The following is a 24169-nucleotide window of genomic DNA, read 5'->3' on the forward strand; positions in this document are numbered from 1 at the left end:
CCTCGGATGCGCTGGATGAAGGAATATCAAGAATACGGAATGCAAATGACCCTGCCTACCGGCCAAGGTTCCCCCCACCGGCAGCGCCACGGAGCATTCCGGGCTCGCCGGTGTCAAAGGTAAAGTCTCCATGACCCAGGCACGGCCATCGACGGCGCGCACCCTCGAGACATGGTTTCTCCCGCTCCCGTGATCGCCCCGTCACGCCTCGCGGACAGGGGGGGACAGGACCGTCACGGCGGGGGAGCGGTCGATGGCGGGCTCGTCGGTAAAGGCCGTCCGGACCACGTTATACTCCCCACCATTCAAGACTCAGCGAGCGACCCTACCCATACCATGAGCACAGAATTGCTGGTCAACGTCACCCCCAGGGAGACCCGTATCGCCATGGTGGAGAACGGCGTGCTGCAGGAGATATTTTTGGACCGCGCGAGCTGCCGCGGTCTGGTGAGCAACATCTACCGGGGCCGGGTGTCCCGGGTGTTGCCGGGCATGCAGGCGGCCTTCGTGGATATCGGCCTCGACCGCGCCGCCTTCCTCCATGCCTCGGATATCTCCCAACCCTCCAAGCCCCCCATCCCACCCCCGGAGGACAAGACGGACTTCACGTGCCGGAACAACCGCCTGGAGGAAGAAGAGGCGGCGGCGGAGGAACGCCGGCCGGCCCCGGCGGACATCGCAGAACTCGTGCATGAAGGCCAGGAACTGCTGGTGCAGGTGATCAAGGATCCCCTGGGCACCAAGGGCGCCCGCCTCACTACCCAGATATCCCTGCCCTCGCGCTACGTGGTGTATATGCCCTACATGAACACCGTGGGGGTATCCCAACGTATCGAGGACGAGGCGGAACGCCAGCGCCTGCGCACCCTGGGGCGGGGGTTCGCCCATCTCGACCCTGATGATGACGAGGAACCCCGCGGTGGCTTCATCATCCGTACCGCCGCCGAAGGGCTGTCGGAATGGGCCGTGCGCGCCGACATGGAGTTCCTCTACAAGCTGTGGGAATCCCTGCGCCACAACGCCGACGGCCATGCCGCGCCCCACATGGTCTACGAGGACCTGCCCTTGGTGATGCGCACCCTGAGGGAGAGCGTGAGCACCGAGCTGGAGCGGGTGCGCATCGATTCGGCGGAGAACTATCGGTGGGTCTCGGAGTTCGTCGAACGCTTCATGCCGGAGCTGCTGCCGCGGCTGGAGCACTACGTGGGGGAGCGGCCCATCTTCGAGATGTACGGCATCGAGGACGAGCTGCAGCGGGCCCTGGAACGCAAGGTGCCCCTCAAGTCCGGCGGCCACTTGGTGATCGACCAGACCGAGGCCATGACCACCATCGACGTCAACACCGGGGCCTTCGTGGGGCGGCGCAACCTCGAGGAGACCATCTTCAAGACCAACCTGGAGGCCTCTCAGGCCATCGCCCGCCAGCTGCGGCTGCGCAACCTCGGCGGCATCATCATCATCGATTTCATCGACATGTGCAGCGAGGAGCACAAGCGCCAGGTGCTGCGCGCCCTGGAGAAGCACCTGGAACGGGACCACACCAAGACCTACATCAGCGAGGTGTCCTCCCTCGGCCTGGTGCAGATGACCCGCAAGCGCACCCGCGAGAGCCTGGAGCACGTGCTGTGCGAATCCTGCCCGGTATGCAACGGCCGGGGCTCGGTGAAGACGGCGGAGACCGTGTGCTACGAGATCTTCCGTGAGATCATCCGCGAGGCACGGCAGTACGAGGCGGAGAAGCTGCTGGTGCTGGCCTCCCGCACCGTGGTGGACCGGCTGCTGGAGGACGAGTCCGCCAACATCGCCGAGCTGGAATCCTTCATCCAGGTGCCCATCGAGATCCAGGTGGAGACCCTGTACGGGCAGGAGCAGTATGACGTCGTCCTCATGTAAGCGAGCGGGCACGGTGGCCCGGTGACAGAAGTGGAAGGGGCATCCCCCCAGGCACCGCCGCGGCGCTCCCTGGGTTACTGGGTACGCCACCACCTCGGCTGGTCCCTGGCCCTCCTGGTGCTGGTAACGGCCCTGGCGGTGGCCCTGTTGCGCCTCGCCCTGCCCGCCCTGGACCTGTTCCGCGCCGATCTGCAACAGTGGGCCACGGCGGAACTCGGCACCCCCGTGCGCCTCGGCGGCATCGGTGCGGAATGGCGGGGCTGGCGGCCGGTGTTGCGCCTGGAGGGGGTGCAGCTCCTGGATAGGGCCGGCGAGCCCTTCCTGGGCCTCGATGCCCTGCTGGTGGAGGTGGACCCCCTGGAGTCCCTGCGCCAGGCCGCCCTGCGGCCCGACCACCTGATCATCCGTGGTGCCGAAATCACGGTGCAGCGTGACGCCGCCGGGTCCTTCTCCCTGTGTTGCCTCGGGGAGCGGCGGGCAGGAGCCGCCGGCGCGCCGGACGTGGCCCACTGGCTGCGCCGCGAATCCCTGCTGGAGGTGGAGGACTCCACCCTGCATCTCCGGGACCATAGCCGCGGCGGCGTCACCTACAGTTTCACGGCCATCCAGGCGGTCCTCGTCAATCATCCCGACGGCAGCTGGCTGCGGGGACAGGCCGCCCCCCCCGCGGAGCTGGGGGCAGGGCTGACTTTCGCCATCGACCTCGGCGGCGACGCCGGGGCCATGGACACGGCACGCATTTACGTGGAGGGCCGTGGGCTGCGCATGGCCGCCCCGCCCCTCAGCCCCATGCTGCCGGAGGGCCTCTCCGTGGGCGGCGGCACCCTGGACACCCGCTTGTGGCTGGATTGGCACGAGGGTCGCATCACCCGCGCCCATGCCACCGGCACCATTCGCGACCTCGCCATGGCCCTCGACGGCCACGCCCTGCCCGCCGCCGGTTTCGGCATCGAGGCCACCTTCCGGAACCAGGACGACCCGGGATGGCGGAGCAGTGGGCGCCTCACCGCCCTGGACGGCGGCATACTGACCTCCGGCGGGCGGGCCATCCGCTTCGAGGTCTCGGGCAGCGGGACCACGACGACACGGCTGGCCCTGGCCACGGAGCGCGTTGATCTGGCCGCCGTCCGCCCCTATCTCCGGGCCGTGGCGGCGGGCGACAGCGACGAGGCGCCGCAACCCACCCTGCGCGGCACCGTGGAGGATATCGCCCTCGCCTTCGCGCCGGAGGACGTAATGGGATCCCTGGAGTTGCGGGCCCGGGTCGCGGGCGCCGGCATGTCCCGTCACGGCAGCCTCCCCGGGATCCGTGGTATCCACGGCCGCCTCGCCATGGCCGGCGGACGGCTGCGCGCCATCCTGCCCGGGAAACCCCTGGAGGTGGACGCCAGCCACCTGTTCCGCGAGCCCCTGCGGGTCGACACCCTGGCGGGCGAGGTGTGGGCGACCCGCGAGGCCGGGCAGTGGTCCATGCATGTAGACGACATCAGGCTGCGTAATCCCGACATCCGGCTGTGGCTGACGGGCCGCATCGACCTGCCGGCAAACGGTGCGCCCTATCTCAACCTGGTGGGGACCTTCGATGACAGCCGCCTGGAGCGGGTGAGCGCCTATCTGCCGGCAACCGTCATGGCCGATGACGCGGTGCGCTGGATTGACCGCGGCCTGGTGAGCGGGCGCATCCACGACGGCACCCTCGTCATCCAGGGCCGGACCGATGCCTTCCCCTGGGAGGACGGCTCGGGGCACCTGGAGGTCAGGGCCCAACTCGAGCAGGGCATCATCGACTACAAGCCCCAGTGGCCGCGCCTGGAGGAGATAGAGGCCGAGGCCGTCTTCGTCGGGCGTTCCATGACCATCCACGGCAGCAGCGCCAAGATCCTCGGTTCCGACCTGCGGGACGTGCGTGCCCATTCCCCCAATCTCGACGCCGATGACGTGCTGCTGGAGATCGCCGGCGACGTCACCGGTCCCGGCCAGGACGGCATGCGCATCCTCCTGGAAACGCCCATGAAGGACCGCTTCGAGGACCACTTCGGCGGTGCCGCCGTGACCGGCAACGTGACCATGGACCTGGATTTCGACATCCTCCTGCGCAGTGGCGACGTGGTCCTGGATGGCAACATCCACTTCGACGGCAACGACCTCACCCTGCCCCTGCTGGACATGCCCCTGGTAGACACCACGGGCAGACTGCACATCACCGATGTGGGCCTGGATGGCACCGATCTGCACGGCTCTCTCAACGACATCCCGGTGCGTCTAGATATCGAGACTATGAAGGATCCCGCCGAGGAGGTGACCCGCGTCAGCCTCACGGGTCCCCTGACGGCAGCGACCCTACGGCGCGAGGACGTGCCCTGGGCCGGTCGGGCCAACGGCGAGACCACCTGGCAGGCCACCGTGGACATCCCCAACGACATCCATGACGGCCCGCCCACCCGGCTGTGGGCCACCAGCGATCTGCGGGGCCTCGCCATCGACCTGCCGGCGCCGCTGGGCAAGGCGGCCGCGTCGGCCCGCCCCCTGGCCGTGCGGGCCGACCTGGACAGCGAGAACGGACGGCGCCGCCTGGACATCACCCTGGGAAACGACCTGCGGGCCGAGGTGACCCTGGCCGGGGGCGGCGAGACCATGGTCGTCGAGGGGGCCCATGTCCGCATAGGACCGGGTCCCGTGACCACCACCGACATCCCCGGCCTGTATATCACCGGCACCCTGCCCGAGCTGGATGCCGACGGCTGGGTACCGCGGGTGATGGAGGTCACCGCAGGCCCTGCCGATCCCGGGGCGGGACGCCTGGACTTCGCGGGCCTGGACCTCACCACGTCACGGCTCCTGGCCCTCGGCCAGGCCTTCGAGGATGCGCGGGTCGTGGTAGGGGCACCCGCCGGGGGCCACCTGCCGGTGACCATCGCCGCGGCCGGCCTCGCCGGCACCCTGGAGGTCCCCGTAGATGGCAGCGATGCACTCGTACGCGGCGAGCTGGAGCGTCTCTATCTCACCCGCGACGAGGACGGCACCGAGGAGGATGTCATCGACCCCCGGGACATCCCGCCCCTGGAGGTGACCTGTGCCGACTGCCGCCTCGGCGACCTGGAACTCGGCCGCGTAGAACTCACCACCCGCTCGCTGCGCGACGGCCTCGAGATCCGGCGCCTCGACACCGTCACGGATGGGCTCGAGATGGACATCACGGGCAGATGGATCATGGAATCCTCCGGCCGGCCCCGATCCCTCATCAAGGCGCAAGTGGAGACCAACGACCTTGGGGACTTCCTCAAGCGCCTCGGCTACCAGAAATCCGGTATCGCCGAGGGCAAGGCCAAGGCGCGCCTGGAGGCCACGTGGGCGGGACCGCCCACGGAGTTCGATCTGGCCCGTTCCACGGGCGAACTGGAAGTCACCATCCGTAACGGCCGCCTGGAAGACGTCGACCCCGGGGCCGGACGGTTCTTCGGACTGCTCAGCATCAACGCTCTGCCGCGCCGCCTGTTGCTGGACTTTCGTGACCTGTTCGAGAAGGGACTGAGCTTCGACAAGCTGGAAGGCAGCTTCACCATCGACGAGGGCGACGCCTATACCAACAACCTCACCATGAACGCCCCCGCGGCCCGTGTGGACGTGGCGGGCCGCGTCGGCCTGGCGACGGAAGACTACGACGAAATAGTCACGGTGACGCCGAAGGTGAGTTCCACCCTGCCGGTGGCCGGCGCCATCGCCGGCGGTCCCATAGGCGCCGCCATCGGCGTGGCCGCCGCCTATATCTCCAGCAATATCATGGGCAAGGAAGTGGGCGGGGTCATCAAGACCCAGTACGCCATCACCGGCTCCTGGGAAGCCCCGGAGATCGTCAAACTGGGCGAAGAGGAGGATGGGGAGCCCGGCGAGGAGCCGGAATTCGACATCGACGAATAGGGTCAGGCACCGTTGAAATGGACCCGGCCCAGCCCGCCGATGTCGTAGCCCGTCATCTCGGCCGCCTTGGCCCGGAATCCGTCCGTAGCCATAAAGGAGTGGAGCCGCTGCAGGGGCGGGTCGAACCACGCCTTGCGGTCCACCAGAATATCGAAACGCTCCCGCACCAGGGGCACGAAACCGAGACGCAGCTGGTCCGCGATAGCGCGCAGGCCGAGGGCGGCATCCACCTTGCCTTCGAGCACGGCCAGGGCGGCATCGGACTCGGTGCGCACTGTGTCTCCCCAACTGATGTCGGCGGCGTCCACGCTCGCCTTCGCCATCAGGTGACGCAACAGCACCTGGGTGCCGGCGGCCTCCTGGCGAGGGGCCACCCGGCGCCCGCATAGGGCGGCCACCTCGCCGAGGGCGAACTCTTCCCCCGGGGCCACGATGAGTCCGCGCTCGCGCCAGGCGAACTCCAGCAGGGCCACCGGCGCGTGACCGCAGCACGCCCGCACCGCGGCCACGTTCCAGTCGTCGCTGTCGGGATCGTAGACGTGCAGCCCGGCGGCCACCCCCTCCCCGGCGGCGAAGCGCTCCAGCCCGTCGAGGCTGCCGTCCAGGAAGGTGGCGAGTTCCGTCCCCGCGGCCCTCAGGGACCACTCCAGCAGAGGATCGTAACTGCCGAGGAACACGTTGCGGCGATGGCCGGCGCGTTCGGTCCCGGCGCCCGAACTGTGACGGGCCACCCAGGCCTCCACCTCCTGGCGCGGAAACAGCAGCTTGCCCGTGGCCCGGGAACAGGGGATGGCACCGGAGGCCGCCAGCTCGTAGACCTTGCGCTCCTTGATATGGAGCAGGTCCGCCAACTCCCTGGTGGTGAGGAACTCGGTGCTAAGACTCACAGCAATCGACCTCGAAACCGGCGGTTGTCCCCAGCGAAGAAAACACCGATCAGAGCTTAACCGCTAAAAGCTTCACCGCGAAAGACACGAAAATACCCGAAATGGGACAAGGCCGGGGAAACTATTCACTATTCACTATTCCCTACTCCCTACTCCCTACTCCCTATCCCCTACTCCCCACTCTCGCCCCCCCTTTTCCCATTTCCCCTTTCCCCTTTCCCATCCCCCCATTCCCTCTTCCCCAGCACAGCGGCCGCGCCGCGCTCGCCCCACCCTATGTAGCCAACAGATTTTTCGTCTTCCGCGCTGATTTTGGCCGTGGATGGCCGATAGTCCGGATTTCCCTCAACTCGACACACAAATTCTAGCGTAAATCCACGGTGGGCAATCGTGCCCCCGATGTCGGATACTCGCGCACTTCCGGGCCCCGTGCCTCCCCCCAAAACCTAGGACGAAGCCACCCCATGACTCTGCCTTTTCTCGCCATCGCCTGCGGCCTCGCCCTGCTGGTGTGGAGCGCCGACCGCTTCGTGGCCGGTTCCGCCGCTACCGCCCGTCACTTCGGCATGCCCCCCCTCCTCATCGGCATGGTGGTGGTGGGATTCGGCACCTCGGCGCCGGAGATGGTGGTGTCTGCCCTGGCGGCCTCCCAGGGCAACCCCGGCCTCGCCCTGGGCAACGCCTATGGCTCGAACATCACCAACATCGCGCTGATCCTGGGGCTGACGGCCCTCATCAGCCCCATCGTGGTCCACTCCCAGGTGTTGCGCCGGGAATTGCCCATCCTCACCGCCGTCACCGCCCTCGCGGCGTGGCAGCTCCGGGACGGCGACATCACGCGCCTCGATGCCGTGGTGCTGCTGGCGGTATTCGGCGCCCTCATGGCCTGGTCCATCTACCAGGGCATGGCGAACAGGGCCGACGCCCTCGGGCGCGAGATGGAAAAAGACATGGCGGACCAGACCCTGCCGTTGCGCCGTGCGGTGCTGTGGCTCGTCGTTGGCCTGGTGCTGCTCATCGTCAGCTCCCGTATTTTGGTATGGGGGGCGGTGGAAGTGGCCCGGGGTTTCGGCGTCGACGACCTCATCATCGGCCTCACCATCGTGGCGGTGGGCACCTCCCTGCCGGAGCTGGCCTCGTCCCTCATCGCCGCCCGCAAGGGCGAGCACGACATCGCCCTGGGCAACATCCTGGGCTCGAACCTGTTCAACACCCTGGCTGTGGTGGGAATCGCCGGGGCCATCCATCCCATGACGGTGGGACCGGAGGTCCTGTACCGGGACGCGGCGGTGATGGCCGCCCTCACCCTCTCCCTGTTCGTCATCGGCTACGGCTTCCGTAGCCCCGGGCGTATCAACCGCTACGAGGGCGCCGCCCTGCTGGCCGCCTACGTAGGCTATACCGCCTACCTGGTGATCACGGTATTCGCCTAGGGCGATTGGGGGACCGGGGCCGGACAGCGAAAAGCGAAAAACTTAACCGCGAAAGGCGCGAAAATACGCGAAATGGGACCACATCGGGGAGTGTGCAGTGTAAAACGAGCACAGCGGTGCTGTGCTGGGGAGGGGGAGTAGGGAATAGTGAATAGTTTCCCTGGCGTCCCGGCGGGGGAACCGCTGCCCCGTATTCCCAACGCTACGCGGCCGACACAACGGTGACAACGACCCTGCGCTCGCGCCGCGGGCCGTCGAATTCGCACAGGAAGATGTTCTGCCAGGTGGACAGGCCGAGCCGGCCGTCCATCAGGGGGATGGTCTCGGAGGGACCCACCAGACCGGACTTGAGATGAGAATCGCCGTTACCGTCCTGGCGGTCGTGCAACCAAACCCCACGGGGGATGATCTTGCGCAACAGATCCACCACGTCCGTCTGGACGCTGTCGTCCCAGTTTTCCTGGATCATGATCCCGGCCGTGGCACCCTGGACATAGACATTCACCAGACCGTCCCGGATCCCCCCGGCCTCCACCACCTCCCGTATCCGGCCGGTGATGTCCACCAGTTCCTCGCGGCTGTGGGTAGTGACGGTGATGACATCGCGCATGATCTGTGAGGGAAATATGGACAGTAACGAAGAGCATAAACGAGGCCCCCGCCTCGGAGGCCGGGGGCCGTCGCGGGTCCCTGTCAGGCGCCGTTGACCTGGATGCGGCGCGGTTGATGCTCCGCCCGTTTGGGTACATTGAGGGTGAGCACCCCGTCCTTCATCTCGGCCTTGATGGCATCCGTATCCAGCTCGTTGCTGAGGGTGAAACTGCGCTGGTAACGGGTGGCGCGCACGTCGGCGTACAGCGCCTCCATCTCCTTCGGCATATCCAAGGACACCTGGCCCTCGATGGCCAGGGTGTTGCGATCCACCTCGATATTGAGCCGGTCGCTGGATACTCCGGGCAGATCCGCCATCAGGGTGATGCCGTTGGCGTCCTCGAATATATCGACCACGGGGCGCAGATAGGCCTCACTGCCGCCCCGGGCCTCGAGTTCCTTATTCTCCTGGGTCTTGAGATCTCTGGTCTCGGTCATGGCTTGGTTCTCCTTCATGCTTCATATTCGGTAGATGGTTGCGATGCGCACGGCCGGGGATCGTCAATGGATCTCGATGCGGCGCGGCTTCGCTACCTCGGAACGCTTGACGGTGATATGCAGCACCCCGTCCTTGTAACTGGCACTCACCTGGTCCGGGTCCACATCCTCCGGCAGGGTCAGCACGCGGCGGAAACGGCCGCTGAAACGCTCGTTGCGATACAGCTGTTTATCCTCGGGCAGTTCCACCTTGCGCTCGCCCGCGATGGTGAGCAGGTTTTGCTGCATCTCCACCTCGATGGTGGCGGGATCGAGGCCGGGCGCGAAGGCGAACAGATCCACCTGCTCCGCCGACGAGCCGACGTTGATGGGCGGGAAGGTGCCGGGCGCCACGGAGCGAATGCCGCTCCACGCGGGCCGGTTGCCGAACAGCCCTTCCATGTCACGATTCATGCGTTCGACCTGGTCGAAGATATCGTCGAATCCTCTGAGATAACCCAACATGTCACACCTCCTGTCTGGTTGATGGTCCGCAGTACACTGACCGGTGAAACTGTGAGCCCTGCTGCGGCTGACCATTAAATTGGGGGCACCGGGAAGAATTCCAATACCCCTCGAACACGGTGACAATCGCCGCCGCTTCAATCCCCGACGGAGGCCTCCAGACCGCGCGCCTTGCGCGCCGTCCTGGCGGCGCGGGACAGGCCGTGGTCGAAGTCGTAGAGGGCCGACTCCCAGTGGCCGTACATGGGGTTGGGGAGGATGATCCACTGGCGGCCCCAGCGCGCCCCGTGGCGCCGCACCAGGGCCCGGCGGGCCGCCGGGTCCTGCCGGGATCCGGCCACGAAGTCCTCCAGGTTGTCGCCGACCAAAAGGAGGATGCGATGATGGCGGGCGATGCGCCGGCGCCACTCGTCCTTGGCACCACCATCGGCCATCAGCAGGTTGGTACCGTCCGCCGCCACGGGCAGTTCGAGGGCCTCGAGGTTGCGCCGCGTGCAGGTCCGCAGGGATTCCCGCCGGGCGGTGTAGAAAAACACCTCGACCCCGCGGGCCACCGCCTCCCTCAGAAACTCCCGCGCCCCCGGCACCGCCACAGCGGCGGACTCCTCGCACCAGGCGGCGAAGGTAGCGGGGGAATAGGCGCCGTGCTCGCGGATGATCCGCACCTCGTAGGGCGTGTTGTCCAGCACCGTCTCATCGATATCCAGCACCACCGCCGGCGGCAGCCCGGTGGCATCCGCGGACTCCTCCAGGGCCGCGCTCCAGGACGGATCGGCGAGGGCCTGGGCCAGGCGGTGGGCCGCCAGCCGGTAGGTCTGGCGGGCCACCGCCTCGTACTCCGCCCCGAGGCGCTGCCAAACCACGGCATCCAGCATCTCGTGGGGCTCCTGGTCCCGGGGCGGCCCGCCCACGGCGCAGCCCACCAGGGCCCCGGCCAGCAGCACGGGGAGCAGTCCCCCCAACGACAGGGAGCGCGGGGCGTTACGAAGGTGACGGAGTCCCATGGCGCGTCCTGGTAACGTTCTGGGTAAACGGTCGGAGAAGGGTCGTTTATTATGGCACCATACCCTGCCACCCCACGAGGGCATCCCATGATCCCTTTTACCGCCATCGCGACGGCCGCGCTCCTCGTCCTCAGCCCCCTCACTACTCCCGCCGCGGACCCCGGCGACGGTGCCCTGCGGGCGGCCGTCGAGGCCATGAAGGCATCCGCCCGCGGGCCCTTCGCCCGTATCCGCTGGTTCTGCGCCGACGGCACCATCCTGCCCCCCGAGCCCTACGCCTGCCGGGAGCATGGTGGCGGCAGCCAGCACGGCGCATGGACGGACCGGGTGAAGACCATGCGGGACCAGGGCTTCCATATCGCCAACGTCTATGCCGATCTGGACGTACAGGCCCTCCTGGCCCGTCCAGATGCGGCCGATGTCATCGGCCAGATGCTGGTGGAGAGGTATCTGATCAACGTGGACCAGGGCTGGATTCTGCGCCGAGCCCGCTTCTATCGCGGCGCCCTCCAGGAAGAGGGCGAACGCCATGGCGCGCGCCGGCTGCTGCTGGCCCTGCTGGGCGACGAGTCCTGGCTCGAGCATCGCCAGGCCGTGCTGCGCGGCGCCGCGCGCCTGCTGCGCCATGGCCCCGAGACCGCCTCCATCGGCGACATGCGCCAGCTGGCCTTTAGCGTGGCGGCCCGTGATGAAGGCTTCACGGAACTGCGCAACAAGATCCATGGCCATCCCGATGCGGGCGACGTGGAACGGGTCAGGGAATATGCCGCGACCCACCGGGATCCTGCGGTCGCGGCCGATCTGGAGCGGCTGGTGGCGGTGCTGGAGGACATCTACGCCGCGGTCCCCGTGGCCCGGACCCTGGGCCGCCTCGCGGCCGATCTCGAGGGCGAGGGCCACCTCGCCCGCACCCTGGCCGCGGCCGCCCGGCGCCTGGACCAGGCCACCGATCCCGCCCGGCGCCTGGCCATCAGCGCCGAGGTGCTGGCCGTCCTGCGCGACCATCTGGCCGCCCCTGCCAGGGCCGCCACCCGCCTGGAACTGCTGGCCGCCTCCCTCGCCCTCGAGGACGAGCACTTCACCGCCGCCACCGAGCTGCGGCAGGACCTCGACACCGCCGATCGCCGAGAGCGACTCGCCTGGCTGGCGGCCGGGATAGACGCCGGTTACGGCACCGGGCTGTTCACGCCCCGCCAGCGCCGGGCCCTGCTGGATATCCTGGAGACGCTCGCGGCGGACGAGGTGTCCCTGGCCCGTTACAAGGCCGCCCTGGATGATCTGGCCCTGGCCCCTGGCTGGGCCGCCCAGACCCTGCGCTTTCACTTCGGCGCGGCCGAGGAGACTCTGGCCCGCATCGAGCCCCTGGCCGCCCTGTTCAGCCAGGACGTACTGCGGGGCGGCCCGCTGTTGTTCTTCTCCCAGGTGATGAACGGCCTGCTGATGGATGCCAACCGGCTGGCCGGTATGCGCCACCGCTTCCTCGGGCAGGACATCGGCAGCGGCCTGCGGGGCCTCAATCCCGGCCTCGCCCGCGGCACCCTGTACCGGGCGGAGGCGGCCTCCGGCGGATCCTTCGACAGCGACGGTATCTATGTCCTCCCCGAGACCACCGCCGAGCTGCCCCCGGTGGCCGGCATCATCACCGCCGGCGAGGGCAACCCCCTGTCCCACGTGCAATTACTGGCCCGCAACCTGGGGATCCCCAACGTCGCCGCCGATGCGGCCCTGGTGGCGCGACTCGAGCCCCTGGCGGGCCGCCGGGTGGTGCTGGCGGTCTCCCCCCGGGGCGTGATCCGGCTCGGAGCGGATGACGAACCGACAGGCACCGGGAGCGCCGCGTCGGACCACGACGTGGTCATCCGCCCCGACCTGGAGAAACTGGACCTCGAAAATCGGAACCTTATGCCCCTGTCGCAACTGCGGGCCACGGACTCGGGCCGCACCGTGGGTCCCAAGGCAGCCAAGCTGGGGGAACTGCGCCACCACTTCCCGGAGGCGGTGGCCGACGGCCTCGCCATCCCCTTCGGCGTGTTTCGGGCGTTGCTGGACCAGCCCATGGAGACGGGCGGCCCCTCTGTGTTCGAGTGGATGGTGGACCAGTACCGGCAATTGGAGACCCTGCCCGCCGCTTCGGCGCAACGGCAGGCCCGCACCGAGGCCTTGCGTAAGCGCCTCCACGCCCGCATCGCCGGCGCCGAGCCCGGGCCCGCTTTCGCGGCGCGCTTGAAAGAATCCATGGCGCGGGTGTTCGGGCCCGACGGCAGCTACGGCGTGTTCGTGCGCAGCGACACCAACGTCGAGGACCTGCCCGGCTTCACCGGCGCCGGGCTCAACCTCACGGTCCCCAACGTGGTGGGCGTGGACGCGGTGCTCGCCGCCATCCCCCGGGTCTGGGCCTCCCCCTTCACCGCCCGCGCCTTCGCCTGGCGCCAGCGCCACATGGAGGCCCCGGAGCACGTCTATCCGGCGGTGCTGCTGCTGCGCAGCGTGGCGGCGGACAAATCCGGCGTCATGGTCACCCGGGACGTGGACAGCGGCTCCCCGGACTGGCTCACGGTGGCGGTGAACCAGGGGGTGGGCGGCGCCGTGGACGGCCAGGCCGCAGAGTCCCTGCGCATCCATGTCCACAGCGGCGAGGTGCGGCTGATGGCGGCGGCCACCGCCCGCGAGCGGCGGCTCATCGATGCGGCGGGCGGCGTGACCCGGGAGCGCGTCGCGGGTATCGAACCGGTACTGGAGCCGGATGAGATCCGGCAGCTCATCGCCTTCAGCCGCAGCCTGCCACAGCGCTTCCCGGCCATCGTGGACGACGAGGGCCATGCGGCGCCGGCGGACATCGAGTTCGGCTTCAAGGACGGACAACTGCGATTATTCCAGATCCGCCCCTTCCTGGAGAGCCGGGGCACCCGCCGCAGCGCCCTGTTGAAGGCGCTGGACGCACGTATTAAGGACCTCGACGCCATCACCGTGGACATGACCGCCGCCCCCGGAGGAACCCCATGAGAATCCTGATACCGTTACTGGCCCTGGGCTATAGCGCCACCCTCCTCGCCTATCCCCTGTACGAGGAGGACACGGGGATCCGGCGCCTGGAGCATGCCCGCCTCGCCCATGAAGGCGTGGTCCCGGGACGGGCCCGGCTGGCGGGCGAGCTGCTCGCCGCGCCCCGCATCGACCTGGGACTGAGGGACCGGCCCACCCTCGGACTGCCGGCGCCGGACGCCGCATTCATGGCCCAGATCAGGGAACTGCTGGGCGCGGAAGTGGACCGCTACAGCGTCTCCGTACTGGATCTCAGCGATCCGCAACAGCCGCGTTACGCCGAGCACCGCGCCACCACCGCCATGAACCCGGGCAGCGTGGGCAAGATCCTGGTGGCCCTGGGGCTGTTCCAGACCCTCGCCGACGTCTATCCCGACGACCTCGAGGCGCGGCGCCGGGTGCTGCGGGAGACCCGGGTCATCGCCGATGAGTTCATCCATCACGATCACCACAAGATCAGGCTCTGGGACCCGGAGACCCGGACCCTGGAGCGCCGGCCGCTGAGGGAGGGCGATGAGGGCAGCCTGTGGGAGTACCTGGACTGGATGCTGTCCGCCAGCGCCAATGCCGCCGCCGCCATGGTCCAGCAACAGGCCATGCTGCTGGCCCACTACGGCCGTGACTATCCGGTGGCGCAGGAGAAGATCCGGCGCTTCTTCGCCGAAACCCCGCGCGGCGAACTCGGCCGGCTGCTGGAGCGCACCCTGCAGGAGCCCGTCACCCGTAACGGCCTCGACCTCACCGCCCTGCGCCAGGGCAGCCTGTTCACCCGCACCGGCAAGAATAAGGTGCCCGGCACCAACAGCTACGCCACCACCCGAGAGATGATGCGGCTGCTACTGCGCCTGGAGCAGGGACGGCTGGTGGATGCCTTCTCCAGCCTGGAACTGAAACGCCTGCTCTACGTCACCGAGCGGCGCATCCGCTACGCCTCGTCGCCGGCCCTGCGGGAGGCGGCGGTCTACTTCAAATCGGGCTCCCTCTATTCCTGCGAGCCGGAGCCCGGCTTCACGTGCCGAAAATACCGTGGCAACAAGCGGAACTACATGAACTCGGTGGCCATCGTGGAGGCCCCGGCGGCAGACCCGCACCTCTATTACATGGTGGCCCTGACCTCCAACGTGCTGCGCCGCAACTCCGCCGTGGACCACCAGACCTTCGCCACCCGCGTGCATCGCCTCATTGAGCAGGCCCATCCGGCGTCCACCACCGCCCCTCCCGCCCAATCAGAGGCTGCCGATCCCACGGCGGGGGAAGGCGACGAACCGTAAGGCACGTCAGCACACCGCCCCCCGGCGATGATGAGGGGCTGGACCGTGGAGGCAGCAGGAAAGCCTGTCCCGTCGGCCGAGTCTGCTGGTGAACCCGGGCCGCGACCCGGCATCCACTCTTTCCATCGTCATGCCGGGCTTGACCCGGCATCCAGGGAAGGGTGGCACCCGAGGCGGCCGCGCCGCCGGGGTCAGTCGGCCCGTACCACCCGGGCGGGTACGACGAGGTCATGCAGGCGCCCGATGAGGCGGGTGAGCCAAGTTCCACCCCGTTCGTCGGCGGCCAGGGCGACGGCGATGTATTTGTAACCGCCGTCTTCCACCAGGGCGCTGTCGGCATGCCACTGGCGCCAGGTGCCCGATTTGCGGTAGATGCGCGCGCCGGGCCGGCTTTCCAGTCCCTTGACGAATTTATGACGTATGGCTGGCTCCCCCAGCAGGGACTTCATCTGGGCGCTGAGTTCGGCGTTCACCAGTTGGCCGGTCTCCAACAGGTAATAGAAACGCGCGGTCTGCATCACCGTGGCGCCGTGGGAAAGATTGTGAAGAGGGTCCCGCTGGTAGGCCGGGGACTTGGCGTATTCCTTGCCCACCCACAGGCCACCGTTGACCAGGGGGTCGTAGAGGCGGTAGGGCTCGGATTGCAGGATGTCCAACAGCCGTGTCCTGCCGACCCGGTTGAGTACCCGCGTGGCCTCCACATTGGATGACGTGCGGATCATGGCGGTGAGGGACTCGCGGGTGGCGCCGTCCAGTTCGAGAGTGCCGGCCTCCACCTCGACGAAAGCCCCCAGCAGGATGGCGATCTTGGGCAGGCTCGCGGCGTACATCATCTCATCGCCGTTGATGGAGGCCACCCGGGGTTCGTGGGGATCGGTGATATCCACCAGGGCCACGGCGAGTTTCCGGCCGGCCACGGCATCGGCGAGCCTGAGGTCCACCAGCGCCGCTTCCAACCCCCGCTGCAGCCGGGGATCGAAGCTTTCCCGCAGGGGCGGGTAGTCGCCGCCGGGCGCATCCGCGCCCGCCGGACCGGCCATCACCATGGCCAGGAAAAAAGTGGCTAGAATGGAAACCCTCCCCATGGGCAACGGAATCTACCAGACCGACCCGGGGATTTCCACTAAAAAAGAATTTGTAAATGTCTGATAACACTGCCATATCTTCATCCCGCCCGCCCCTGCCGGGCCGCGCCGTGGTGTTATTCCTCAATTTCCTGCTCATCATCCTCGCCTACTACCAGGTCAAATCCGCCAGCCGTTCCCTGATCATCGAGTACTGGGGCGCCGATTCCTTCCCGGTGTTGTGGATCGCCTCCGCCCTGGTATTGCTGGCCTTCATCGGCACCTATCACCGCCTGGTGGAACGCCACGACCGCCTCGGGGTGGTGCTGGGGTCCCTGGTCTGCTTCATGGGGTTGCTGGTCGGGTTCTGGCTCATGCTGGGCATCGCCGGCAAGGCCGCGAGTGCCGGCTTCTATGTCTTCGTGGACATTTTCAGCGTCATCCTGGTGGAACAGCTCTGGAGTCTCACCAACACCGTCACCGCCACCTCCGAGGGCCGGCGCAGCTACTGGTTCGTGGGCACCGGCGGCCTGGTGGGGGGTATCGCCGGCGGCGTGCTGGCGGCCACCCTGGTCAAGTTCACCCCCATGACCACTCCCGATCTGCTGCTGTCCTGCGCCCTCACTCTGGGCATCACCCTGGCGCTCAACCTCTACATGGGGCGTATCGGCACTTACCGGGAGCTGCCGGCGGCGCGGCATTCGCCGGTGGCCGGCCGGGGCTGGCGGGCACTGGTGCAGAGCCGCTACTTGTTGCTCATCGCCGCCGCCCTGCTGTGTGCCCAGCTCGCCCAGCCGGTGGTGGAATTCCAGTTCATGAAGATGGTGGAGGCCGAATTCCCGGAACTCGATGCGCGCACCGCCTTCATCTCCGGCTTCTTCGGCATCCTCGGGCTGGTATCCGTGGGGGTGAACCTAGTGGTCACCCCCCTCATCCACCGCTACCTGGGACCCATCGCCGGCATGGCCCTCCAGCCCCTGATGCTGGCCGCCTTCTCCTTCGCCTTCGGGCTCTACACCCATCTCACCATGGCCATGGCCATGAAGATAAGTGATCGCGGCCTGTCCTACTCCATCAACCGGGCCTCCAAGGAGCTGCTCTACATCCCCGTGGACCCGGTGCACACCTATCAGGCCAAGGCCTGGATTGACATGCTGGGCTACCGCCTGTTCAAGGTGGTGGGTTCCGCCCTGATCCTGGCGGCCACCCAATGGCTGCCCGGGGGGCTCGGCGCGGCGGGGCTCGGCTGGATCACCATCGGCATCTGCGTCCTGTGGCTGTGGATCCTGGCCCTGTTGTGGCGGGAGTATGCCTTCCTGCCCATGACCGCACCCGCCTGAGCCGGCCGGCGCAGGGATCGCCGCGCAGGCGTATATACTCGGCACCCATGCCTACCGCCTTGGAAAGCAGAGACACCCGGGCCACCGCCTTCGCCCTGCTATCGGCCACCCTGATGATCGGCCACCAGGTGGCGGGCAAGGCCACCCGCGACGCCCTGTTCCTGTCCGAGTTCGATATCACCCAACTGCCCAAGGCAGTGGTGGTGGCCGCCGTCCTCTCCATGCTGGCGGTGCTGTCCATGTCCAGGCTGCTGGCCCGCTTCGGCCCCCACCCCCTGGTGCCGGTCACCTTCGCCGTGAGTGCCACGGCCTTCGTCCTCGAATGGTTCCTGTTCGGTCTCAGCCCCGGCGCCGCGGTAGGGCTCCTCTACCTGCACATGGCGGTATTCGGGGCCATCCTCATCAGCGGCTTCTGGTCGGTGGTGAACGAGCGCTTCGACCCCCACGCCGCACGCCATACCATCGGCCGGGTGGCGGCCGCCGCCAGCCTCGGCGGGCTGCTGGGGGGACTGCTGGCGGAACGGGTCACCGCCCTCACGGATCTACGCACCATGTACCTGGTTCTGGCCGGCCTCCACCTGGCCTGCATGGGGGCCGTGATGGCCATCGGTGGGCGCACCGGAGGCCCGGAACCCGCGCCACCCTCCACCCAATCCGGGCTGCAACTGCTGGTGCGCGACAGTTACATGCGACGCATGGCCATGCTCATCGCCCTGGTGGCCCTGGTGGCCGCGTTACTGGACTACGTGCTCAAGGCCGAGGCCTCTACCCACTATGACCGGGCCGAGGACCTGGTGGCCTTCTTCGCCACCTTCTACGCCATCCTCGGGCTCGCCAGCTTCGGCCTGCAATCCCTGGTGGGTTCGAGGATCCTCGAACGCATCAGTCCAGGCAGGGTGCTTGCGACCCTGCCCTTGATGGTCCTGGCCACGGGAACGGTGGCCCTCACCGCCCTCGGGCTGGGGACCGCCGCCATCGCGCGCGGCGGCCACGCGCTGCTGGCCAACTCCCTGTTCCGCTCGGCCTTCGAACTGCTCTACACCCCCGTGCCCACCCAGCACAAACGGCCCACCAAGACCATCATCGATGTCGCCGCCGATCGCTTCGGCGACATGGTGGGCGGCGGCCTGGTACTGTTGATCCTGGCTCTGGCGCCGGCGCTGACCAACCATGTGGTCATTGCGGCGGCGCTGCTGGTGGCGGGCCTCGCCCTGTATGTGATCAACCGCCTCTATCGGGGCTACATCGGCCAGTTGGCCTCCAACCTGCGTCACGGCGTGGCCACGGAGCTGCGCCCGGTGCTGGATCCCACCACCCAGTATGTGCTGGCGGAGGCCGGTCCCACGGTGGAGCGGCGGCTGCTGATGGACAAGGTGCGCCGCATGCGCGATGCCCGCAAGCAGGGGGACCCCGACGCCGCCATCGAAGGGCCGGTGGGGTCCCTCGATGGCGGTGGCGAGGCCGCGGACCCGGGGGCCGCCTCGCCACCCCCCGGTCCACCGCCTTCCCGTACCACCGCCGCCACCTTCACCCACGCAGTGGCTGCCTTCTCCTCCCGGGACCCGGAACGCATCCGGCGCGCCATCGCCAGTGAATCCTTGGACATCCGCCTCACCCCTTACATCATCCCGCTGCTGGAGATGGACGAGGTGGCAGAGGATGTGCGCACCGAGCTGCGCTGGCAGGCACCGCGCATCACTGGCCAGTTGACGGACGCCCTGCTGGATCCCGATCTGGCGTCGGCGGCCCGGGTACGGATCCCCAGCGTGCTCGAGGTCAGCCATAGTCCCCGCGCCGTCCATGCCCTGCTCCAGGGTCTGGATGCCTTCGAGTTCAATATCCGCTACGCCTGCGGGCGGGCCCTGTCCCGCATGCGCCACCGCAACGCCGCCCTGCAGCTGCCGCGCCACCGTATCCTCACCCAGGTACGCCGGGAGTTGACGGTGGATACCGCAACCTGGCAGTCGCAGACCCTGCGCCTCGCCTCGTCGCCCCCGTCCCACGCTGGGAATGGCGGCCGCCCGCCGGCTCTCAACCGCAGTACGGAGCACGTATTCAGCCTGCTCGGGCTGGTCCTCGACCAGGATGCCATGGCCCTGGCCCTGCAGGCCCTCGGTGAAGGCGATCGCACCCTGCGCGGCACCGCCCTCGAATACCTCGGCAATGTGGTACCCGAGGACATCCGCGACAGCCTCTGGCACCGCCTGGCCACCACCGCCCCCCGCCCCACCGACAATCGCTCGCCCCTGGAGCTGCTCGCCGAGTTGCGCCGCCACATCGCCGAAGGGGCTGGCCAACCCGCCACGCCGCGGACCGGCGGCTCGGGACGCTGAAAACCGATCCCACGCCATGGCGATATGAGGGTTGATTTCATCCCCATTGTCGCGGTGTCATGGTAGTGTTTGAATCACTCAACCTACCGGAGTCGATACCGTCATCGCCATGCACTGGACCTCCAACCTCAGCCACCAGACGGATACCGCCGAGGCCATCGGCGAGGTGACCACGGCGGCCCGCGCCACCCTCGGGGCACCACCGGACCTCGTGTTCCTGTTCGCCTCGGAGCACCACCAGGGGGCCTTCGACAGCCTGCCCCGGCGCGTCCGCGAGGGCCTGGGAGGCGAACCCGTCCTGGTGGGCTGTTCCGCCAGCGGCGTCATCGCCGATGCCCTGGAGGTGGAGTTCAAGCCCGCCCTCGGCCTGGTGGCGGCCCGCCTGCCAGGGGCCGTACTGGATGCCTGGCACCTGGAGGCCGGCGACCTCGGGCCGGGCACGCCCCACAGCGAGCGTTGCACCCGCCTCGCCCTGGAAGCGGGCCCGGCACGGGCACAATTCGTGGTCCTGGCGGATCCCTTCAGCTTCCCCGCCGAGCATCTGCTGCACTCCCTGGAGAGCGGTTTCGCCGATGCGGTCATCGCCGGCGGGCTGGCCAGCGGGGGTCAGGCGCCGGGGGATATCGTGCTGTTCCTGAACGCCGACACCTTCCACTCCGGGGCCCTGGTGCTGTCCATGGCGGGTGACGTGGAGATGACCACGGCAGTGGCCCAGGGCTGTCGCCCCATCGGCGAGCCCATGTTCATCACCGCCCACGAGGGCCACATCATTCACCGGCTGGACAACCGGCCGCCCCTGGAGATCCTCAACGAGGTGTTCGAGCAGGCCGACGAACAGGACCGGGAGTTGATGCAGCACTCCCTGTTCATCGGTATCACCATGCGCAGCAACCACACCCGTTACCGCCAGGGTGATTTCCTCATCCGCAATCTCATGGGCGCCGACCAGGAGTCCGGGGCCATTCGGGTGGGAGCGGACCTCCACGCCAATCAGGTGGTGCAATTCCATCTGCGGGATGCGGGCACCTCCGCCGAAGATCTGGACCGGGTGCTGGCGCGGGCCCGCGATCAACTCGGAGGAAGCGCGCCGGCAGGGGCCCTGCTGTTCTCCTGCACCGGCCGCGGCGAAGGCCTCTATGGCATCCCCGACCACGACGCGGACGCCTTTCAGCACCGCCTCGGACCGACGGCCCTGGGGGGCTTCTTCTGCAACGGCGAGATCGGCCCGGTCCAGGGCAAGACCTACCTCCACGGCTATACCAGTGCCTTCGCCCTGTTCCGGCCCCGGGGCGGCGACTGAAGCGATGTGGGTCGGGATTCATCCCGACATCCCTTCGACCCCTGCGCCCGCCCAACATCCCCTCATCCTGTCCTTCTCCCCAAGGGAGAAGGGACCTTCCAATGGCGTCGAAGCGCGCAGCAACGTAGGGTGGGTCAAGCGCAGCGGACCCACCAGCTCGCCTCCTTATCGGGATGTAGATACTCCGTTTCCTGTCAAGCAGTCTGTAGGTCGGTTGCTCTCGGCAACCGACATCCGCGCCCACAAACCGCCGAGTTTCCGTCGGCTGCCAAGAGCAGCCGACCTACGCCTCTGTCCTTCTCCCCCGGGGAAATGGGAAAGGGGAAAGGGGAAAAGATTACCCCTCGTGCGTCCGCTCTGCTGACGCCGAAACGGTGGATCCGCTGCGCCTTTTCAAACTACCACTCCTCCCTGACCTTCTCCCTTTTCGCGTCATTTCGCGTCTTTCGCGGTTACGCTTTTTGTAGGTCGGGATTCATCCCGACATCCAAACCCCGCCGCGCATACCACGGGCCGGGCCGAAATCTCCACCGCAGGCTGTCGGGCTGAAGCCCGACCTTGTATGTTGGAGTTATCTGGCATGTTAGGTTTTTTGCCAGACACCGGGGAAGCCGTCCCGACCTGGAGGCAGGAAGTTTCTGACCTCGCGCGTAGATGGGCTCCCCGCCTCATTGCCGATTTCGAGGAGTATCGGGAAGCCAGCCTGGCTGGACTTCGTATCACAAGGTCGAACCGGCAAGAAATGCGAGGTCGGGGAACCGGTGATCAGTGTGACGCAACCGACCCCAGAAGGGAAAGGAGGAACAACGATGAGCGTTTATATCGGCATTGATGTCGCCGCACGCTCCTTCGACTTGCTCTGCCGTCGTGACGGCAAGAACAGTAAGGTCTACACCTTCCCACAGACTGCCCAAGGTCACGCCCAGGCGATCCGCAAGCTGCAGGCGCTGCAACCGGCGGGCATCGTGCTGGAGGCCACTGGCATCTACTACCTGGACCTCGCGCTGGCCCTGCACGAGGCCGGGCTGCCGGTGTCCGTGATCAACCCGCGCAGCTTCCGGCATTTCGCCGAAATTACGCTGCGCGGCAGTAAGACCGACCCGCTCGACACCGCCCTGTTGGCCGAATACGCCGAACGCATGACGCCTAGGCGCTGGACCCCGCCGCCATCGACCTATCGGGCCCTACGCGACTTCGGCCGGCATCTCAACCGCCTAATGGACGCGCGGACCCAGGCCAAGAACCACCTGCACGCCCTGAAGGCGCAACGGGGCACGCCAGCCCTGCTGATCGAGGATGCCGAGGAAAGCATCGCTCAACTGGACCAACGCATCGAACGGGTGCAACAAGCGGCCCAGGACTTGATCCAGCAGACCCCCGAGCTGGCGCAACATCAGGCCCATCTCTGTGCCGCCACCGGCCTCGCGGCAGCCAGCAGCCTGGCTCTGCTGGCCGAGCTATCCACACTGCCCAGGGACCTGAAGGCCAAACAAGTCGCTCGTCATGCTGGGCTGGACGTGCGCCTGCATGAGTCGGGCTCTAGCGTCCATCGACCCGGGCGCCTAGCCAAGACCGGCAATGCCTACCTGCGTAGCGCCCTGTACATGCCAGCGATGGTGGCGATCGTGCATGACCCGTATGCCAAGGCGTTCTATAACGCTCTGGTGGCCCGGGGCAAAAAGCGGATCCAAGCCTTGTGCGCCGTCATGCGCAAGTACCTCACCGGAATCTGGGCCTGCATGCAGCATGATCAGCCTTTCGACTCCTCCAAGCTGTTTAGCGATCAGCATCTCCAAACCGCTTGACAGGAAACGGAGTATCTACAGAGATACCACCACCGCCTGTTCCTTTGGCAGGGATGTGGGTCGGGATTTATCCCGACCTTCAGATATCAGGCCCTAACCCTCTGCCCCACCCTGGAGCACCACCGTGACCTCTGTCTCCCGGCCCTTGCGCCAGACTTGAAGGGTCACGCGGTCACCCACCTCGTGCTCGTCCAGCACCGCCAGCAGGCTGGCGACGGTGTCCAAGGGGACATCGTTCACCCGCAGGATGATATCTCCGGGCATGACGTCACCGTCCTCATCCACGCGGGTAGGTTCGAGGCCGGCGGCGGCGGCGGGGGAGCCGGGTTGGACCGACAGCACCACCACGCCCTCCACCCCCAGCTCGCGGCTGATGATGCGATTGATGTCCTCGTCGACGCCGATGCCGATGGTGGGTCGGACGTAGTTGCCGTGGGCGATGATCTGGGGCACGACGCGGTTGATGGTATCCACCGGCACCGCGAAGCCGATGCCTGCGTAGGCCCCGGAAGGGCTGTAGATGGCGGTATTGACGCCGATGAGACGGCCCGCGCTGTCCAGCAGGGGGCCACCGGAGTTGCCGGGGTTGATGGCGGCATCGGTCTGGATGAGGTGCTGGATGGTGACCCCGTTCTCCTCCAGGGAGCGATCGAGGGCCGACACCAGGCCGGCGGTCAGGGTGTAATCCAGGCCGAAGGGATTGCCGATGGCAAACACCTTCTGCCCCACCCGCAGGTCGCCGCTGGTGCCGATGGGCACGGGGGGCGGCAGGTCGAAGGGCACCTTGATGCGCAGCACCGCCAGATCGTGGGCGGTGCTGGTGCCCACCAGGGCCGCCTGGTAGCTACGACCGTCGTTGAGGCGCACGGTGGCTTCGGAGGCCCCCTCGATAACGTGGTTGTTGGTGACCACGTGGCCCAAGCTGTCCCACACGAACCCGGAGCCGGTGCCCCGGGGCACGCTGAATATATTACGGGACCAGTAGTCCCTGACCCGCTGGTGGGTGGTGATGAACACGACCGAGGGGCTGGTCTGCTGGAATATCTCGATGGTGGCCTGCTCGTCGGCGGCCAGCTCGCCCCGGGCCATGACGGGTCGTGGCTCGGCGCCGAGGCTGATGGCATAGCGCTCGATCCAGGGCAGCATGTACCAGATGACCACCAGCAGCACCAGGGTCCAGGTGAGCCAGCGCAGGCGGCGGAGGAAGGGGTCGGGTTCAGGGGTCATGGGGCGCACGGATGGTGAGTGGTGAATGGTGAATGGTGAATGGTGAATCAAAAAGCATA

The 24169-nt window shown here is 67.5% G+C and carries 16 protein-coding genes; 9 read left to right on the forward strand and 7 right to left on the reverse strand.

Features of this window, described 5'->3' with window-relative positions; translation table 11 throughout:
* Positions 1–336 precede the first annotated feature (336 nt).
* Together rng and U5S82_01165 are read left to right on the forward strand one after the other, a co-directional pair.
* A complete protein-coding gene (rng, locus tag U5S82_01160; protein ID MDZ7750276.1) occupies positions 337–1893 on the forward strand; it encodes a ribonuclease G in 1557 nt (518 codons plus the stop codon).
* 21 nt (positions 1894–1914) lie between these two features.
* A complete protein-coding gene (locus tag U5S82_01165) occupies positions 1915–5811 on the forward strand; it encodes a YhdP family protein (protein MDZ7750277.1) in 3897 nt (1298 codons plus the stop codon).
* Positions 5812–5813: 2 nt separating this feature from the next.
* On the opposite strand, the gene U5S82_01170 is transcribed toward U5S82_01165, so the two are convergent.
* Positions 5814–6698: a helix-turn-helix transcriptional regulator gene (locus U5S82_01170; GenBank protein ID MDZ7750278.1), complete on the reverse strand. Its 885-nt coding sequence runs from the start codon at positions 6696–6698 to the stop codon at positions 5814–5816.
* Between the two features lie 464 nt (positions 6699–7162).
* Between U5S82_01170 and U5S82_01175 the strand changes: the two genes are divergently transcribed.
* Positions 7163–8131, forward strand: a complete 969-nt coding sequence (locus U5S82_01175) for a calcium/sodium antiporter (GenBank protein MDZ7750279.1) — start codon at positions 7163–7165, stop codon at positions 8129–8131.
* 202 nt (positions 8132–8333) lie between these two features.
* Here the strand turns inward: U5S82_01175 and U5S82_01180 are convergent, their stop codons facing one another.
* From U5S82_01180 to U5S82_01195, 4 genes are all read right to left on the reverse strand, one after another.
* On the reverse strand, positions 8334–8741 hold the full coding sequence (locus U5S82_01180) for a secondary thiamine-phosphate synthase enzyme YjbQ (GenBank protein ID MDZ7750280.1): 408 nt from the start codon (positions 8739–8741) through the stop codon (positions 8334–8336).
* 83 nt (positions 8742–8824) lie between these two features.
* Entirely contained in the window at positions 8825–9220 is a 396-nt protein-coding gene (locus tag U5S82_01185; GenBank protein ID MDZ7750281.1) for an Hsp20/alpha crystallin family protein, read from the reverse strand.
* 63 nt (positions 9221–9283) lie between these two features.
* Positions 9284–9724 carry an Hsp20/alpha crystallin family protein gene (locus U5S82_01190; GenBank protein ID MDZ7750282.1) on the reverse strand — a complete coding sequence of 147 codons (441 nt, stop codon included), beginning with the start codon at positions 9722–9724 and terminating at the stop codon, positions 9284–9286.
* A gap of 137 nt (positions 9725–9861) precedes the next feature.
* Positions 9862–10728: an HAD family acid phosphatase gene (locus U5S82_01195; GenBank protein ID MDZ7750283.1), complete on the reverse strand. Its 867-nt coding sequence runs from the start codon at positions 10726–10728 to the stop codon at positions 9862–9864.
* 87 nt (positions 10729–10815) lie between these two features.
* On the opposite strand from U5S82_01195, the gene U5S82_01200 reads away from it, so the two are divergent.
* The gene (locus U5S82_01200) at positions 10816–13731 is read left to right on the forward strand and encodes a PEP/pyruvate-binding domain-containing protein (protein ID MDZ7750284.1); all 2916 of its coding nucleotides are present in this window, start codon (positions 10816–10818) and stop codon (positions 13729–13731) included.
* Positions 13728–15041, forward strand: a complete 1314-nt coding sequence (locus U5S82_01205) for a serine hydrolase (GenBank protein MDZ7750285.1) — start codon at positions 13728–13730, stop codon at positions 15039–15041. The genes U5S82_01200 and U5S82_01205 overlap by 4 nt, the downstream gene beginning before the upstream one ends.
* 191 nt (positions 15042–15232) lie before the next feature.
* Here the strand turns inward: U5S82_01205 and U5S82_01210 are convergent, their stop codons facing one another.
* Complete coding sequence (locus tag U5S82_01210; GenBank protein MDZ7750286.1) at positions 15233–16126, reverse strand: serine hydrolase; 894 nt, start codon at positions 16124–16126, stop codon at positions 15233–15235.
* Positions 16127–16182: 56 nt separating this feature from the next.
* Here U5S82_01210 and U5S82_01215 point away from each other — a divergent pair, with 56 nt between their 5' ends.
* The 4 genes from U5S82_01215 (at position 16183) to U5S82_01230 (ending at position 22883) form a co-directional block, all read left to right on the forward strand.
* The gene (locus U5S82_01215; protein ID MDZ7750287.1) at positions 16183–17445 is read left to right on the forward strand and encodes an Npt1/Npt2 family nucleotide transporter; all 1263 of its coding nucleotides are present in this window, start codon (positions 16183–16185) and stop codon (positions 17443–17445) included.
* A 59-nt stretch (positions 17446–17504) separates the two neighbouring features.
* On the forward strand, positions 17505–19778 hold the full coding sequence (locus U5S82_01220) for an Npt1/Npt2 family nucleotide transporter (protein ID MDZ7750288.1): 2274 nt from the start codon (positions 17505–17507) through the stop codon (positions 19776–19778).
* Between the two features lie 109 nt (positions 19779–19887).
* On the forward strand, positions 19888–21078 hold the full coding sequence (locus U5S82_01225) for an FIST C-terminal domain-containing protein (protein ID MDZ7750289.1): 1191 nt from the start codon (positions 19888–19890) through the stop codon (positions 21076–21078).
* Positions 21079–21887: 809 nt separating this feature from the next.
* Positions 21888–22883 carry an IS110 family transposase gene (locus tag U5S82_01230; protein MDZ7750290.1) on the forward strand — a complete coding sequence of 332 codons (996 nt, stop codon included), beginning with the start codon at positions 21888–21890 and terminating at the stop codon, positions 22881–22883.
* A 93-nt stretch (positions 22884–22976) separates the two neighbouring features.
* Here U5S82_01230 and U5S82_01235 read toward each other — a convergent pair whose 3' ends face one another.
* Entirely contained in the window at positions 22977–24110 is a 1134-nt protein-coding gene (locus U5S82_01235) for a trypsin-like peptidase domain-containing protein (protein MDZ7750291.1), read from the reverse strand.
* Positions 24111–24169 lie beyond the last annotated feature (59 nt).

Source organism: Gammaproteobacteria bacterium (assembly GCA_034522055.1).
Taxonomy (GTDB): Bacteria; Pseudomonadota; Gammaproteobacteria; order JAABTG01; family JAABTG01; genus JAABTG01.

Bases quoted from the DNA above. Each gene is read 5' to 3' on its own strand.
- U5S82_01225 (MDZ7750289.1), top strand. From the start codon at position 19,888: ATGCACTGGACCTCCAACCTCAGCCACCAGACGGATACCGCCGAGGCC.
- rng (MDZ7750276.1), top strand. From the start codon at position 337: ATGAGCACAGAATTGCTGGTCAACGTCACCCCCAGGGAGACCCGTATC.
- U5S82_01205 (MDZ7750285.1), top strand. From the start codon at position 13,728: ATGAGAATCCTGATACCGTTACTGGCCCTGGGCTATAGCGCCACCCTC.
- U5S82_01185 (MDZ7750281.1), bottom strand. From the start codon at position 9,220: ATGACCGAGACCAGAGATCTCAAGACCCAGGAGAATAAGGAACTCGAG.
- U5S82_01180 (MDZ7750280.1), bottom strand. From the start codon at position 8,741: ATGCGCGATGTCATCACCGTCACTACCCACAGCCGCGAGGAACTGGTG.
- U5S82_01200 (MDZ7750284.1), top strand. From the start codon at position 10,816: ATGATCCCTTTTACCGCCATCGCGACGGCCGCGCTCCTCGTCCTCAGC.
- U5S82_01230 (MDZ7750290.1), top strand. From the start codon at position 21,888: ATGAGCGTTTATATCGGCATTGATGTCGCCGCACGCTCCTTCGACTTG.
- U5S82_01190 (MDZ7750282.1), bottom strand. From the start codon at position 9,724: ATGTTGGGTTATCTCAGAGGATTCGACGATATCTTCGACCAGGTCGAA.
- U5S82_01210 (MDZ7750286.1), bottom strand. From the start codon at position 16,126: ATGGGGAGGGTTTCCATTCTAGCCACTTTTTTCCTGGCCATGGTGATG.
- U5S82_01195 (MDZ7750283.1), bottom strand. From the start codon at position 10,728: ATGGGACTCCGTCACCTTCGTAACGCCCCGCGCTCCCTGTCGTTGGGG.
- U5S82_01235 (MDZ7750291.1), bottom strand. From the start codon at position 24,110: ATGACCCCTGAACCCGACCCCTTCCTCCGCCGCCTGCGCTGGCTCACC.
- U5S82_01175 (MDZ7750279.1), top strand. From the start codon at position 7,163: ATGACTCTGCCTTTTCTCGCCATCGCCTGCGGCCTCGCCCTGCTGGTG.
- U5S82_01215 (MDZ7750287.1), top strand. From the start codon at position 16,183: ATGTCTGATAACACTGCCATATCTTCATCCCGCCCGCCCCTGCCGGGC.